Below are 13,277 nucleotides of genomic sequence, written 5' to 3' on the forward strand. Positions count from 1 at the left end.
TCCCTCGTTCTCCAGCTATACGGTCGCAGGCATGCGCAAGCGTTTTTTCAGGTCGGGACTCGGCCTGTTGTTGTTGATTCTCAGCAGTCAGTTGCTGGCCGCCACCCAGATCAAGGGCATGCGCGTCTGGCGTGCGCCCGACAATACCCGTCTGGTGTTCGATCTGACCGGCCCGGTCAAGGCCAGCGTCTTCACCCTCAGTGCCCCGGATCGCATCGTCATCGACCTGTCCGGCGCGCAGCTCGACGGTGGGCTGAACGAAAAGCCGCTGCGCAATACTCCCATCACCGGCCTGCGCGCGGCCCAGCGCTCGCCGGGCGAGGTGCGCCTGGTGCTGGACACCAAGGGTGCCCTGACGCCCAAGAGTTTTACCCTGGCGCCCAATAAGGAATACGGCAATCGCCTGGTGGTCGATCTCTACGACCAGGGCACCGACCCTGCCGCCAGCGATATTCCCGCCACCGTCACGCCCAACCTGCCGGCCACCCCGGTGACCCCGGCCCAGCCGGCGACCCGTCTGCCCTCCAGCCCCAGCGGCAAGCGCGACGTGGTGGTGGTGATCGACCCCGGTCATGGCGGTGAGGATCCGGGCGCCATCGGCCGCGGCCGGCTGTACGAGAAGAACGTGGTGCTGGCCATCGCCAAGCAGCTGCAGGCCAATCTCAATCGGCAGAAGGGCTTTCGCGCCGAGCTGACCCGCACCAGCGACTACTTCATCCCGTTGCGCCAGCGACAGGTCATCGCCCGCAAGAAGGGGGCCGACCTATTCATCTCCATCCATGCCGACTCCGCGCCCAGCGCCAGCGCCGAGGGCGTCACCGTCTTCGCCCTGTCCCAGCGCGGCGCCACCTCCGAGGCAGCGCGCTGGCTGGCCGATGCGGAAAACCGCTCCGACCAGGTCGGCGGGGTGTCCGATGCCCTGGACAACAAGGACCCGATGCTCGCCGGGGTGCTCATGGACCTGTCCATGACCGCCACCGTGGCCTCCAGCCTGGAGGTCGGCCAGACCATCCTCGGTCAGGTCGGGCGCGCGACCAAGCTCCTGCATTCGCGGGTGGAGCAGGCCGGTTTCATGGTGCTGAAATCGCCGGACATCCCCTCGATCCTGGTGGAGACCGGCTTCATCACCAATGCCAACGAGTCGGCCAAGCTGGCCAGTCCGGCGCACCAGGGCCTGCTCGCCCGGCAGATCCAGGCCGGTATCGTGCAGTACTTCCAGCATCGTCCGCCGCCAGGCACCTACCTGGCCTGGCAGCGCGAGCAGCGGGGCGACAAGGTCGGCAGCGTGCGTGGCTTCGATCAGCACCGGGTGCAGCCGGGCGAAAGCCTGAGCCTCATCGCCCGCCGCTATGATGTCGACCTCTCCACCCTGCGCGCCGCCAACGGGCTGCGCGGCAATCACATCCGCTCCGGTCAGGTGTTGACCATCCCCACCCACGAACTGGCGGCCAGCAATGACTGAACCCCGGCGCATCCAGCTGCTCAGCCCGCGGCTGTCCAACCAGATCGCCGCCGGCGAGGTGGTCGAACGCCCCGCCTCGGTGGCCAAGGAGCTGCTGGAGAACAGCCTGGACGCCGGTGCCCGGCGCATCGATATCGAGGTGGAGCAGGGCGGGGTCAAGCTGCTGCGCATCCGCGACGACGGGCATGGCATCCCGGCGGATGACCTGCACCTGGCCCTGGCGCGCCATGCCACCAGCAAGATCTATCACCTGGACGAACTGGAAAGCGTCACCAGCCTGGGCTTTCGCGGCGAGGCCCTGGCGTCGGTCAGTTCGGTGTCGCGCCTTACCCTGACCTCGCGTTTTCGCGGCGAGGACCAGGCCTGGCAGGTGGAGACCGAAGGCCGCGAGATGCAGCCACGGGTGCAGCCCGCCGCGCATCCCCAGGGCACCTCGGTGGAGGTGCGCGACCTGTTCTTCAATACCCCGGCGCGGCGCAAGTTCCTGCGTGCCGAAAAGACCGAATTCGATCACCTGCAGGAAGTAGTGCGGCGCCTGGCGCTGGCGCGCTTCGACGTGGGTTTTCATCTGCGACACAACGGCAAGAGCGTGCTGGCCCTGCATCCGGCGAGCGATCCCCAGAGCCAGGGGCGGCGAGTCGGCGCGGTCTGCAGCCCGGCCTTTCTCGAACAGGCGCTGCCGCTGGAGCACGAGCGCAACGGTCTGCGCCTGTGGGGCTGGGTCGGCCTGCCGACCTTTTCGCGCAGCCAGGCGGATCTGCAGTACTTCTATGTCAACGGCCGCATGGTGCGCGACAAGCTGGTCGCCCATGCGGTGCGCCAGGCCTATCGCGACGTTCTCTACAACGGCCGCCACCCGGCCTTCGTGCTGTTCCTGGAAGTGGATCCGGCGGTGGTGGACGTCAACGTCCATCCCACCAAGCACGAGGTGCGCTTCCGCGACAGCCGCCAGGTGCACGACTTCCTCTACGGCACCCTGCACCGCGCCCTCGGCGATATCCGCCCGGACGACCAGCTCGCCGTAGTGGTGCCCACGGCCCCGGCGCCGCTGAGCGGTCCGGCCGCCGGTGAATTCGGCCCCCAGGGCGAGATGCGCCTGGCCGCCGCCATGTTGCACGACAGCCCTCCGCCGCCGGCCCAGCCCTTCGCCGGTGGCGGCGGGGCGGGTGGCGCCGCGCATTACGCGCCCACCCCGCAGCCCTATGCGGGCGCGCCGGTGGCCGAGGTGCAGAGCGCCTACAAGGCCTTCTTCGCGCCGCTGCCGGAGGGCGCCGAAGCCGCGTCCCTGCCGGCGGAGCAGGGCGACGTACCGCCGCTGGGTTATGCCCTGGCGCAACTCAAGGGCATCTACATCCTCGCCGAGAATGCCCAGGGCCTGATCCTGGTGGACATGCACGCCGCCCACGAGCGCATCACCTACGAGCGGCTCAAGGTAGCCATGGCCAGCGAAGGCCTGCGCGGTCAGCCGCTGCTGGTGCCGGAATCCCTGGCGGTCAGCGAGCGCGAGGCCGATTGCGCCGAAGAGCACGGCCAGTGGTTCGAGCGGCTCGGCTTCGAATTGCAGCGGCTCGGCCCCGAGACCCTGGCCATCCGGCAGATCCCCGCGCTGCTCAAGCAGGCCCAGGCCGCGCGACTGGTGCAGGACGTGCTCGCCGACCTGCTGGACTATGGCACCAGCGATCGCATCCAGGCGCACCTCAACGAATTGCTCGGCACCATGGCCTGCCATGGCTCGGTACGCGCCAACCGGCGGCTGACTCTGCCGGAGATGAATGCCCTGCTGCGCGACATGGAAACCACCGAGCGCAGCGGCCAGTGCAACCACGGTCGGCCCACCTGGGCCCAGCTCAGCCTGGATGACCTGGACAAACTCTTCCTGCGCGGCCGCTGACCGCCCCGCCGTGTCCCGCTCGGCGCCCTTCGAGAATCCCTCATGACCGCCCCCCTGCCGCCCGCCATCTTCCTCATGGGCCCGACCGCCTCCGGCAAGACCGATCTCGCCATCGAGCTGGCACGGCTGCTGCCCATAGAGCTGATCAGCGTGGACTCGGCGCTCATCTATCGCGGCATGGACATAGGCACCGCCAAACCTGACGCCGAGCTGCTGGCCGCCCATCCGCACCGGCTGGTGGACATCCGCGATCCCGCCGAGAGCTATTCCGCCGCCGAATTTCGTACCGATGCCCTGGCGGCCATGGCCGAGATCACCGCGGCCGGACGCATCCCCCTGCTGGTGGGCGGCACCATGCTCTACTTCAAGGCCCTGCTCGAAGGCCTGGCCGACATGCCGGGGGCCGATGCCGGGGTGCGCGCCGAGATCGAGGCGCTGGCGGCCACGGCGGGCTGGGGCGAGATCCATCGGCAACTGGCCGAGGTCGATCCGGTGTCGGCTGCGCGCATCCATCCCAACGACCCCCAGCGGCTCCTGCGCGCCCTCGAGGTGTATCGGGTCAGCGGCCAGTCGATGACCGCGCATCGCGCGCTGCAAATGAGCGCCAATGCCGATTCGAACGGCGCGCCCCAGACGCAATTACCCTATACTGTGGCCCAATTGATCCTGGCGCCCGGTCGGCGTGAGGTGCTCCATGCGCGTATCGCCGAGCGCTTCAATCTGATGCTGGAACAGGGCTTCATCGACGAAGTTTCAGCCTTGCGGGAACGTCCCGATCTGCATCCTGGTCTGCCGTCCATGCGATCCGTAGGCTATCGTCAGGTGTGGGAGTTCCTGGAAGGGGATTGCACGCGGGAAGAGATGGTGGCGCGTGGCGTTGCGGCGACGCGGCAATTGGCGAAGCGGCAGTTGACCTGGTTGCGTGGCTGGCCCGCCGCGCACAGCTTCGACAGCCTGGCTTGTGACAATCTGCCGCGGATCTTGAAATGCCTGGTCGGTGACACCATATCGCTCCACAGCTGAATCGTTTTTGTCCGCGTGTCCATGGTGGGCAGCGGAAACTGGCATGTCGCCAGATCGGTATTTTCATTTCCTTAGGAGAGCGACACGATGTCAAAAGGGCATTCGCTACAAGACCCTTACCTGAACACCCTGCGTAAAGAGCGCGTTCCGGTTTCCATCTATCTCGTCAACGGTATCAAGCTGCAGGGTCAGATCGAGTCCTTCGACCAGTTCGTGATTCTGCTCAAGAATACCGTCAGCCAGATGGTCTACAAGCATGCAATCTCCACCGTGGTGCCGAGCCGCCCGGTCCGTCTGCCCAGCTCCGAGACGAGCGAGTCGGATAGCGAATAAATAACAAGAGGAGCGCCCTGTTGTTCTTCGAGCGTCACGAAGGTGGTGAGCGGGCCATTCTGGTCCATTTGGAAGGCCTGCATCCCGAGGCGCGCGAAGATCCTCAGGAGTTTCTCGAACTCGCGCGATCGGCGGGTGCGGAGACCGTGTCTTTCGTCACGGTGAATCGCAGTCAGCCGACCGCGCGTTATCTCATCGGTACCGGCAAGGTCGAGGAACTGCACGATCAGGTGCACGCCCATGCCGCCGATCTGGTCATCTTCAACCATGACCTCACGCCCAGTCAGGAACGCAACCTCGAAAAAGCCTTCGAGTGCCGCGTCCTCGACCGCACGGGCCTCATTCTCGATATCTTCGCCCAGCGCGCCCGGACCCACGAGGGCAAGCTGCAGGTGGAACTCGCCCAGCTCGAACACATGAGCACGCGGCTGGTACGCGGCTGGACCCACCTCGAACGGCAGAAGGGCGGTATCGGTCTGCGCGGTCCGGGTGAAACCCAGCTGGAGACCGACCGCCGTCTCCTGCGGATCCGCATCCGCCAGATCCGCCAGCGCCTGGACAAGGTGCGCAGCCAGCGCGAGCAGGCCCGTCGTGGGCGTCGGCGGGCCGAGATCCCCTCGGTGTCCCTGGTCGGTTATACCAACGCCGGCAAGTCCACCCTGTTCAACAGCCTCACCGAATCCGGCGTCTATGCGGCCAACCTGCTGTTCGCCACCCTCGACCCCACCCTGCGCCGTCTGGAGCTGCCGGATCTGGGGCCGATCGTGCTGGCCGATACCGTGGGCTTCATCCGCCATCTGCCGCACAAGCTGGTCGAGGCGTTCCGCGCGACCCTGGAGGAATCCAGCAACTCCGACCTGTTGCTGCACGTGATCGATGCCCACGAGGACGATCGCCAGCTGCAGATCGAGCAGGTCGAGGCGGTGCTGCACGAAATCGGCGCCGATGAGCTGCCGATGCTGGAAATCTACAACAAGCTCGATCTGCTCGACGGGGTCGAGCCCCATATCCAGCGCGACGACGAAACCGGACGCCCGATCCGGGTCTGGGTGTCGGCGCGCGAAGGTCGCGGTCTGGAGCTGGTCGGTCAGGCCGTCGCCGAATTGCTTGGCGAGGATCTCTTCGTCGGCGTGCTGCGCCTGCCTCAGCGGCATGCCCGGCTGCGCGCGCAGCTGTTCGACCTGGGCGTGGTTCGCCAGGACGATCATGATGACGAAGGCAACATCCTGTTGTCTGTACGAGTACCCCGCGCCGAACTCAATCGACTGCTCAGCCGGGCCGGTGAAGAACCGGAAGTCTTTATCCAGCAACATGTTTTGCAATAAACCCCCGCTCGGCGCTTTTGTTCGGGCAGGGACCATCCGGTAGCATTGGTCGGCGCGCCATTTCGGCGCGTTTTCGCGTTATCAGTAGGGAGAGCGCTATGGCTTGGAACGAGCCCGGTGGCAACTCGAACAATCAAGACCCCTGGGGCGGCCGCAACAACAACGGTGGCGGCAATGGTGGACGCAAGGGGCCGCCGGATCTCGACGAAGCCTTGCGTAAGTTTCAGGACCGCATCAACCGCCTGGTCGGCGGCAAGAAGCGGTCCGGCGGCAGTGGCGGCGACAGTTTCGGCTCAGGTGGTGGCAAGGGCTTGCTGCTCCTGGGCGTACTGCTGGTCGGCGCGCTCTGGCTGTACAACGCCGTCTACGTCGTGGACGAGCAGGAGCAGGCGGTGGTGCTGCGCCTGGGCAAATACCATGAGACGGTAGGGCCCGGCCTGAACATCTACTTCCCGCCCTTCGAGACCAAGTACCAGGAAAACGTGACCCGTGAGCGGGCCTACAGCAAGCAGGGCGCCATGCTGACCCAGGACGAGAACATCGTCGAGGTGCCGCTGACCGTCCAGTACCGCATCACCAACCTCAAGGACTTCGTCCTCAACGTCGACCAGCCCGAGGTCAGCCTGCAGCAGGCGACCGACAGCGCCGTGCGCCACGTGGCCGGCTCCTCGACCATGGATCAGTTGCTGACCGACGGCCGCGAGCAGGTCGCCACCAATGTGCGCGAGCGTCTGCAGCGCTTCCTCGACACCTATGGCACCGGCATCACGGTGACCCAGGTGAACATCCAGAGCGCGGCGGCGCCGCGTGAAGTTCAGGAAGCCTTCGACGACGTGATCCGTGCTCGCGAGGATGAGCAGCGCGAGAAGAACCAGGCCGAAGCCTATGCCAATGGCGTGATCCCCGAGGCTCGCGGTGCTGCCCAGCGCATCATCGAGGAAGCCAACGGCTATCGCGACGAAGTCGTGGCCCGTGCCCAGGGTGATGCCTCGCGCTTCAGCCAGCTGGCGGTCCAGTACGCGGCCAATCCGCAGCTGACCCGCGAGCGTCTGTACATCGAGACGATGCAGGAAGTGCTTGGCCAGTCGAGCAAGATCATGGTCACCGGTCAGGCCGGCCAGAATCTGCTCTATCTGCCGCTCGACAAGCTGATGCAGAACCGTGCCCCGGCACCGACCTCGGCCATCAGCAGCGGTGCTGCCCCGGCGGCATCGAGCGACACGGCGGCCTCGGTCATTCGCAATCTGCCGCAGTCCACCGAAGCGCGTACGAGGGAGAGCCGCTGATGAGCAACAAATCGCTGGCCGCGCTGATCGTCGTGGTCGTTCTGGGCCTTGCTGCCTGGAGCAGTCTGTTCGTGGTGAAGGAGACCGAGCGCGCGGTGATGCTGCGCTTCGGTCGCGTGGTCGAGCCCAACCTGGAGCCCGGTCTGCACTTCAAGATCCCGTACGTCAACCGGGTACGCAAGTTCGATGCCCGCCTGCAGACGCTGGATACCCCGACGCAGCGTTTCCTGACGCTGGAAAAGAAAGCGGTGATGGTCGATGCCTACGCCAAGTGGCGCATCTTCAATGCCGATCGCTACTACACCGCGACTTCGGGCCTCAAGCAGATTGCCGACGAACGCCTGCTGCGCCGCCTGGAAGCGGGACTGCGTGACCAGTTCGGTCGTCGCACCCTGCATGAGGTGGTCTCCGGTGAGCGGGATGCCATGGTCGGTTCGCTGACCGCGGCGCTGAACAAGATGGCCAACCAGGAGCTGGGTATCGAGGTACTGGACGTGCGCGTCAAGGCCATCGACCTGCCCAAGGAAGTCAGTCGCAGCGTCTATGAGCGGATGAGTACCGAGCGCGAACGGGAAGCCCGTGAGCACCGCGCCAAGGGTCGCGAACTGGCCGAAGGCATCCGTGCCGACGCCGATCGTCAGCGCCGCGTGCTGCTGGCCGAAGCCTATCGCCAGGCCGAACAGGCTCGCGGTGAGGGTGATGCCCAGGCGGCCCAGGTGTATTCCCAGGCCTACTCGAAGAATCCGTCGTTCTTCTCCTTCTATCGCAGCCTGCAGGCCTATCGCTCCAGCTTCTCCAGCAAGAGCGATGTCCTGGTGCTGGATCCGAAGAGCGATTTCTTCAAGTATTTCCAGAGTCCGGGGCAGTGAGGTCCGGGATGAACGACGGCTAGGCTTCGCTCGTCGTTCATCCCCGATCGCCGATTTTTTCGTGTTATCATGAATCAGCCGGGGCCATCCCCGGCTTTTTTGCGTCCGTACGAAACCCGTGGAAGGGCGACGCCCTGGCTGATCCGGGTAGCAATCCACGGCAGAGCGGCTTGATCCGGCGGCAGGATTCTCCAGGAATCCACTGCGCCGACCTCGGCAGCCGCGTGCCGATCCATGACATGGAGAAGAGGCCTAATGGCTACGGTAGACCGCTGGCTGCTGCCTGACGGTATCGAGGAAATCCTGCCGCCCGACGCGGCGCGCATCGAAGGCGCTCGGCGCCGGGTGCTGGAACTGTTCCATTGCTGGGGCTACGAGTTCGTCATCACCCCGCACCTGGAATTCCTGGAATCGCTGCTCACCGGCGCGGCCAAGGAGCTGGAGCTGCGCACCTTCAAGGTGACCGATCCCAGTTCCGGTCGCCTCATGGGCTTCCGCTCCGACATCACGCCCCAGGTGGCGCGCATGGAAGCCCATAGCCTCAGGCAGAGCGGCCCGAGCCGACTGTGCTATGCCGGCAGCGTGCTGCATACCCGTCCCCGTGCCCTGTCCACCTCGCGCAGCCCGATCCAGGTCGGCGCCGAGCTCTATGGCGTGCCCGGCAGCGAAGGGGATCTGGAAGTCATCAGCCTGATGCTCGATGTGCTCGAGCAGGCCCAGGTGCCCGATATCCACATGGATCTGGGGCACGTGGGAATCTATCGCGGGCTGTGCCAGGCGGCCGGCATCTCCGGCGCCAGCGAGCAGCAGCTGTTCGATGCCCTGCAGCGCAAGGCGGTCGACGAGATCGCCGAGCTAACCGCCGAGTTGCCCGCCGCCGAGCGTGGCTGGCTGCGTGCCCTGGCTGAACTCAGCGGCGATGCCGCGGTGCTCGACCAGGCCCGGCAGCGGCTGGCGGGTGCGCCCGCAGGCGTCCTGCAGTCGCTGGACGAGCTGATCGCTCTGGCCGAATCGCTCAGGGGTCGTTTCCCGGGCGTGCCGCTGTATTTCGATCTGGGCGAGCTGCGCGGTTATCACTACCACACCGGGGTGGTCTTCGCCGCCTTCGTGCCGGGCACCGGGCAGTCCATCGCCCAGGGTGGTCGCTATGACAACATCGGTGCCGACTTCGGGCGCTCGCGTCCCGCCACCGGTTTTTCCACCGATCTGAAGACCCTCGTCGAGCTGGGCACCGCCGTGCTCGACGAACCACGTCGCGGCATCTGGGCGCCGGCTGGCCATGCGCCGGTGCTCTGGCAGGCGGTGCGCGAATTGCGCGCCGCGGGCGAGCGGGTGGTCCAGGCCACCGGTCATGACGACGCGGACCAGCTGCACAGCTCGGGTTGCGATCGCCGCCTGGTCGAGCAGCAGGGCGCCTGGGTCGTGGTGCCCTTGAATTCCTAAGCACCGGATCTGGCATCCGGGTGAACGTGAGCATCGTCGGCCTGGCCGACAGAAATCTTCCTGACAGGGGATAAGGTTATGGGTAAGAACGTCGTCGTCCTGGGCACCCAGTGGGGTGATGAGGGCAAGGGCAAGATCGTGGATCTGCTGACCGACCAGGCCGCTGCGGTGGTGCGTTATCAGGGCGGTCACAATGCCGGCCACACGCTGGTCATCGATGGCCAGAAGACCATCCTGCGGCTGATTCCCTCGGGCATCCTGCGCGCCGACACCCAGTGCCTGATCGGCAATGGCGTGGTGCTGTCGCCGGAAGCCCTGTTCAAGGAAGTCGGCGAGCTGGAAGCGCGCGGCGTGCCGGTGCGCGAGCGCCTGCGCATCAGCTCGGCCTGCTCGCTGATCCTGCCCTATCACGTGGCCCTGGATCAGGCGCGTGAGAAGGCCCGTGGCGAAGCCAAGATCGGTACCACCGGTCGCGGCATCGGCCCGGCCTACGAAGACAAGATCGCCCGTCGCGGTCTGCGTGTCGGCGATTTGTTCCACCCGGAGCGTTTCGCGGTCAAGCTCAAGGAAGTGCTGGACTACCACAATTTCGTCCTGCAGAACTACTTCAACGAGCCGCCGGTGGACTTCCAGAAGACCTACGACGAGGCGATGGAGCACGCCAAGGTCATGCAGCCGCTGGTCATGGACGTCGTCAGTCGTCTGCACGAGCTGCGCAAGGCCGGTGAGAACCTGATGTTCGAAGGTGCCCAGGGCACCCTGCTGGACATCGACCACGGCACCTATCCCTTCGTTACCAGTTCCAACACCACCGCCGGTGGCGTGGCGACCGGTTCCGGCGTGGGTCCGTTGTACCTGGACTACATCCTCGGCATCACCAAGGCCTACACCACCCGCGTCGGCTCCGGTCCCTTCCCGACCGAGCTGTTCGACGAGACCGGTGCCTACCTGGCCAAGCAGGGCCATGAATTCGGCTCCGTCACCGGTCGTCCGCGCCGTTGCGGCTGGTTCGATGCCGTCATCCTGCGTCGCTCCATCGAGATCAACAGCATCTCCGGCCTGTGCCTGACCAAGCTGGACGTGCTCGACGGTCTGGAAACCGTGCGCATCTGCACCGGTTACAAGGATGCCGCCGGCAACCTGCTGACCGAGGCGCCCACCGACGCCGACAGCTACACCGGTCTGCAGCCGGTGTACGAGGACATGCCCGGCTGGAGCGAATCCACCGTGGGTGCCCAGAGCCTCGAGGCGCTGCCGGCCAACGCCCAGGCCTACATCCGCCGTATCGCCGAGCTGGTCGAGGCGCCGATCGACATCGTCTCGACCGGTCCGGATCGCAAGGAAACCATCGTGCTGCGCCATCCTTTCGCCTGATGCGCTAAAAGGATGCAGCCTGAAAAGCCCCGCCCCGCGGGGCTTTTCTGTTTTCGGGGTGCGAAAGACGCTGGTAGGTCGCGGATGGCCGCTGGTCCGAAATGGCCAGCATATTGCTATGACTATTTATCGCTGAGGCTCCAGCTCTTCTCGAGTTGGCCGACAGCCTGTAAATGTCCCTCGCCGCTGGAGACCCCCATGTCGTTTCTCTTGTCGCTGCTGCGCAGCCGCCTGTTGCTGCCGGTATTCATCAGCCTGTTGCTCGCCGTCGTTCTCCAGGTGGGTCTGGCGCTCTGGCTGACCCAGGATGCGGTGAAGGGCCTGCAGTCCGGTCTGGCCGCACGCCTGTCCGGTGAATCCGAGCAGCTCGCCGATACCCTGCGCCAGGCCGGTGGCGAGGTGGATGGCAGTCTTGCCGAGCTGGCCGGGCAGACCCGCACGCGGCTGGCCGAGGGGCTTGCGCAACGCCTGGCGCGCGAGCGGCAGCAGGTGGGTGAAACCCTGACCGCTACCCTCAAGAGCAATGCGCAGAATCTGGCCGAGTTGCTGGCGGGTGTGGCGCCCAAGGCGATGTGGGATGCCGATGTACCGGCGCTGTCCGATCTGGCGCGCCGGGCGCAGGGCAATCCCGAGGTGCTGTTCGTCGTCTTCCAGGATGCCCAGGGTCAGAATCTGACCCGTTATCTCAATCGTCAGGATGAGCGCGTGGCGCGCCTGCTCGCCATGGGGCAGGGCGAGGGTGCCCTGGCCAAGGTGCTGGATGCGGCGACCCGGGATCCCTCGGTCTATCGCGTGGATGCCTCCATCAGTCCCAACGGCGTGGAAATCGGCAAGGTGGTGGTGGGCTTTTCCACTCAGGTCATCGAGCGCGCCGGTGCGGCCCTGGACCAGAGTTTCAAGACCCTGGTCGACGACGCCGGTGGTCTGGTCTCCAGCAGCGTGACGGCAGCCGCCAAGGGCAGTGCCGCGACCCTGGCGACGCGTCTGGAAGGCACCCGCCAGGCCGCCCTGGCCATGAGTCGCAATGCCGGTGAGACGGTTGCCACCCTGGCAGGCGCGCTGCGCTGGCAGATCGCCCTGGGGCTAATCGCTGTTGGCGTGGTGATGGTCGTGGCCGTGGCGCTGGTGCTGGGTCGACGGGTGCTGCGCCGGATCGGCGTGCTGCAGCGGGCGCTGGACGATCTGGCGGCCGGGGAGGGGGATCTGACCCGCCGCCTGCAGCTGGGGCAGGGCGATGAGATCCAGGCGTTGGGTGGGGCGGTCGATGGCTTCCTGGCCAAGCTGCAGCCGCTGGTGGGCGAGGCCCATGGCGTCGCCGCACGCACCGGCGAAGAAATCCGCGGCTTGGCCGGCAGCAGCGCCACCGCCGAAGCGGCAGCGCTGCGTCAGCGCGAAGAGGTGGCCCGCAGCCTGGAGGCCTTGTCCGGCATCGCCGCGGAGGCCGAGGGCGAAAGTCTGGCCATGCAGGGCGCGTTGCAGCAGGTGGAAGCCATCCGCAGCTCTGCCCAGAGCAATGCCCGGATCGCCACCGAGGTGGCCGAGGGTATCGAGGGGCTGGTGACCCAGGTCGAGTCGGGTGCCCAGGTGATCGAGCGGCTGGCCGCGCAAAGCGAGCAGATCGAGGTGGTGCTGGACGTGATCCGCGGGATCGCCGAGCAGACCAATTTGCTGGCGCTCAATGCGGCCATCGAGGCGGCCAGGGCCGGCGAGAGCGGGCGTGGCTTCGCGGTGGTCGCCGACGAGGTGCGGGCGCTGGCCAGCAAGACCCAGGAATCCACCGGCAGCATCCGGACGCACATCGCCGGACTGCAGGAAGGGGCGCGCGAGGCGGTCGCCGCCATAGGCGAGGCGCGGCAGCAGGCCAGCAGCGGGTTGGCCGTGCTGCGCGACAGCAAGCGCATCCAGCAGGATGTCCACCGCGCAGTGGATCAGGTGCATGCCAGCATGAGCACGGCTGCCCAGGCCGCCCAGCGCCAGGCGGCGGGTGCCGCGGCGGTGCGTCAGCGAGTCGAGGTCATCCATGGTGAGGCGCTGCGTGCAGCCGAGTCGGTGGCGGCCACTGCGGACAGCAGTCGCACCCTGGCGGAACTGGCCGCTCAGCTGCGCGGCAGTCTGGGACAGTTCAAGGCGTAGGGGAGACCCGCGCCTTTTCGCGGGCAAGAAAAAACCGGCCGAAGCCGGTTTTTCTGTTGCGTCCGATCTGGGATCGTCCGCTTGGTATTGGTGCCCAGGAGAAGACTCGAACTTCCACGGTGTTGCCACCGCTAGGAC

Annotated in this window: 10 protein-coding genes and 1 pseudogene; all 11 read left to right on the forward strand. The window is 66.3% G+C overall.

The features are described from left to right. Positions 1 to 31 precede the first annotated feature (31 nt). Positions 32 to 1,462 (forward strand): N-acetylmuramoyl-L-alanine amidase, encoded by a 1,431-nt coding sequence (locus tag PVZ72_RS19520; protein ID WP_273862778.1) that lies wholly within the window; start codon positions 32 to 34, stop codon positions 1,460 to 1,462. Next, positions 1,455 to 3,353 carry a DNA mismatch repair endonuclease MutL gene (gene mutL, locus PVZ72_RS19525; RefSeq protein WP_273862779.1) on the forward strand — a complete coding sequence of 633 codons (1,899 nt, stop codon included), beginning with the start codon at positions 1,455 to 1,457 and terminating at the stop codon, positions 3,351 to 3,353. Before PVZ72_RS19520 ends, mutL begins: the two co-directional genes overlap by 8 nt. A 42-nt stretch (positions 3,354 to 3,395) precedes the next feature. Next, positions 3,396 to 4,376 (forward strand): tRNA (adenosine(37)-N6)-dimethylallyltransferase MiaA, encoded by a 981-nt coding sequence (gene miaA, locus PVZ72_RS19530; RefSeq protein ID WP_273862780.1) that lies wholly within the window; start codon positions 3,396 to 3,398, stop codon positions 4,374 to 4,376. Between the two features lie 87 nt (positions 4,377 to 4,463). Beyond that, entirely contained in the window at positions 4,464 to 4,709 is a 246-nt protein-coding gene (hfq, locus tag PVZ72_RS19535; RefSeq protein WP_007161156.1) for an RNA chaperone Hfq, read from the forward strand. 20 nt (positions 4,710 to 4,729) lie between these two features. Further along, positions 4,730 to 6,034: a ribosome rescue GTPase HflX gene (hflX, locus tag PVZ72_RS19540; protein ID WP_158891393.1), complete on the forward strand. Its 1,305-nt coding sequence runs from the start codon at positions 4,730 to 4,732 to the stop codon at positions 6,032 to 6,034. A gap of 98 nt (positions 6,035 to 6,132) precedes the next feature. Beyond that, positions 6,133 to 7,320: an FtsH protease activity modulator HflK gene (gene hflK / locus PVZ72_RS19545; RefSeq protein ID WP_158891391.1), complete on the forward strand. Its 1,188-nt coding sequence runs from the start codon at positions 6,133 to 6,135 to the stop codon at positions 7,318 to 7,320. Beyond that, entirely contained in the window at positions 7,320 to 8,189 is an 870-nt protein-coding gene (gene hflC, locus PVZ72_RS19550) for a protease modulator HflC (protein WP_017642910.1), read from the forward strand. The genes hflK and hflC overlap by 1 nt, the downstream gene beginning before the upstream one ends. Positions 8,190 to 8,444: 255 nt before the next feature. Beyond that, positions 8,445 to 9,632, forward strand: a complete 1,188-nt coding sequence (locus tag PVZ72_RS19555; protein ID WP_273862781.1) for an ATP phosphoribosyltransferase regulatory subunit — start codon at positions 8,445 to 8,447, stop codon at positions 9,630 to 9,632. A 78-nt stretch (positions 9,633 to 9,710) separates the two neighbouring features. Beyond that, a complete protein-coding gene (locus PVZ72_RS19560) occupies positions 9,711 to 11,006 on the forward strand; it encodes an adenylosuccinate synthase (protein WP_187981001.1) in 1,296 nt (431 codons plus the stop codon). Positions 11,007 to 12,110: 1,104 nt separating this feature from the next. Further along, positions 12,111 to 12,281, forward strand: a pseudogene (locus tag PVZ72_RS24325) (HAMP domain-containing protein); the annotation flags it as partial. Between the two features lie 123 nt (positions 12,282 to 12,404). Then, entirely contained in the window at positions 12,405 to 13,139 is a 735-nt protein-coding gene (locus PVZ72_RS24330; protein WP_443218258.1) for a methyl-accepting chemotaxis protein, read from the forward strand. The last annotated feature ends 138 nt before the right edge of the window (positions 13,140 to 13,277 follow it).

Origin of the sequence: Pseudomonas sp. LA5 (genome assembly GCF_028640825.1) — a bacterium.
GTDB lineage: Bacteria > Pseudomonadota > Gammaproteobacteria > Pseudomonadales > Pseudomonadaceae > Chryseomonas > Chryseomonas aestiva.

Coding starts and splice junctions, on each gene's coding strand:
- PVZ72_RS19520 (WP_273862778.1), top strand. CDS start 32: ATGCGCAAGCGTTTTTTCAGGTCGGGACTCGGCCTGTTGTTGTTGATT.
- mutL (WP_273862779.1), top strand. CDS start 1,455: ATGACTGAACCCCGGCGCATCCAGCTGCTCAGCCCGCGGCTGTCCAAC.
- miaA (WP_273862780.1), top strand. CDS start 3,396: ATGACCGCCCCCCTGCCGCCCGCCATCTTCCTCATGGGCCCGACCGCC.
- hfq (WP_007161156.1), top strand. CDS start 4,464: ATGTCAAAAGGGCATTCGCTACAAGACCCTTACCTGAACACCCTGCGT.
- hflK (WP_158891391.1), top strand. CDS start 6,133: ATGGCTTGGAACGAGCCCGGTGGCAACTCGAACAATCAAGACCCCTGG.
- hflC (WP_017642910.1), top strand. CDS start 7,320: ATGAGCAACAAATCGCTGGCCGCGCTGATCGTCGTGGTCGTTCTGGGC.
- PVZ72_RS19555 (WP_273862781.1), top strand. CDS start 8,445: ATGGCTACGGTAGACCGCTGGCTGCTGCCTGACGGTATCGAGGAAATC.
- PVZ72_RS19560 (WP_187981001.1), top strand. CDS start 9,711: ATGGGTAAGAACGTCGTCGTCCTGGGCACCCAGTGGGGTGATGAGGGC.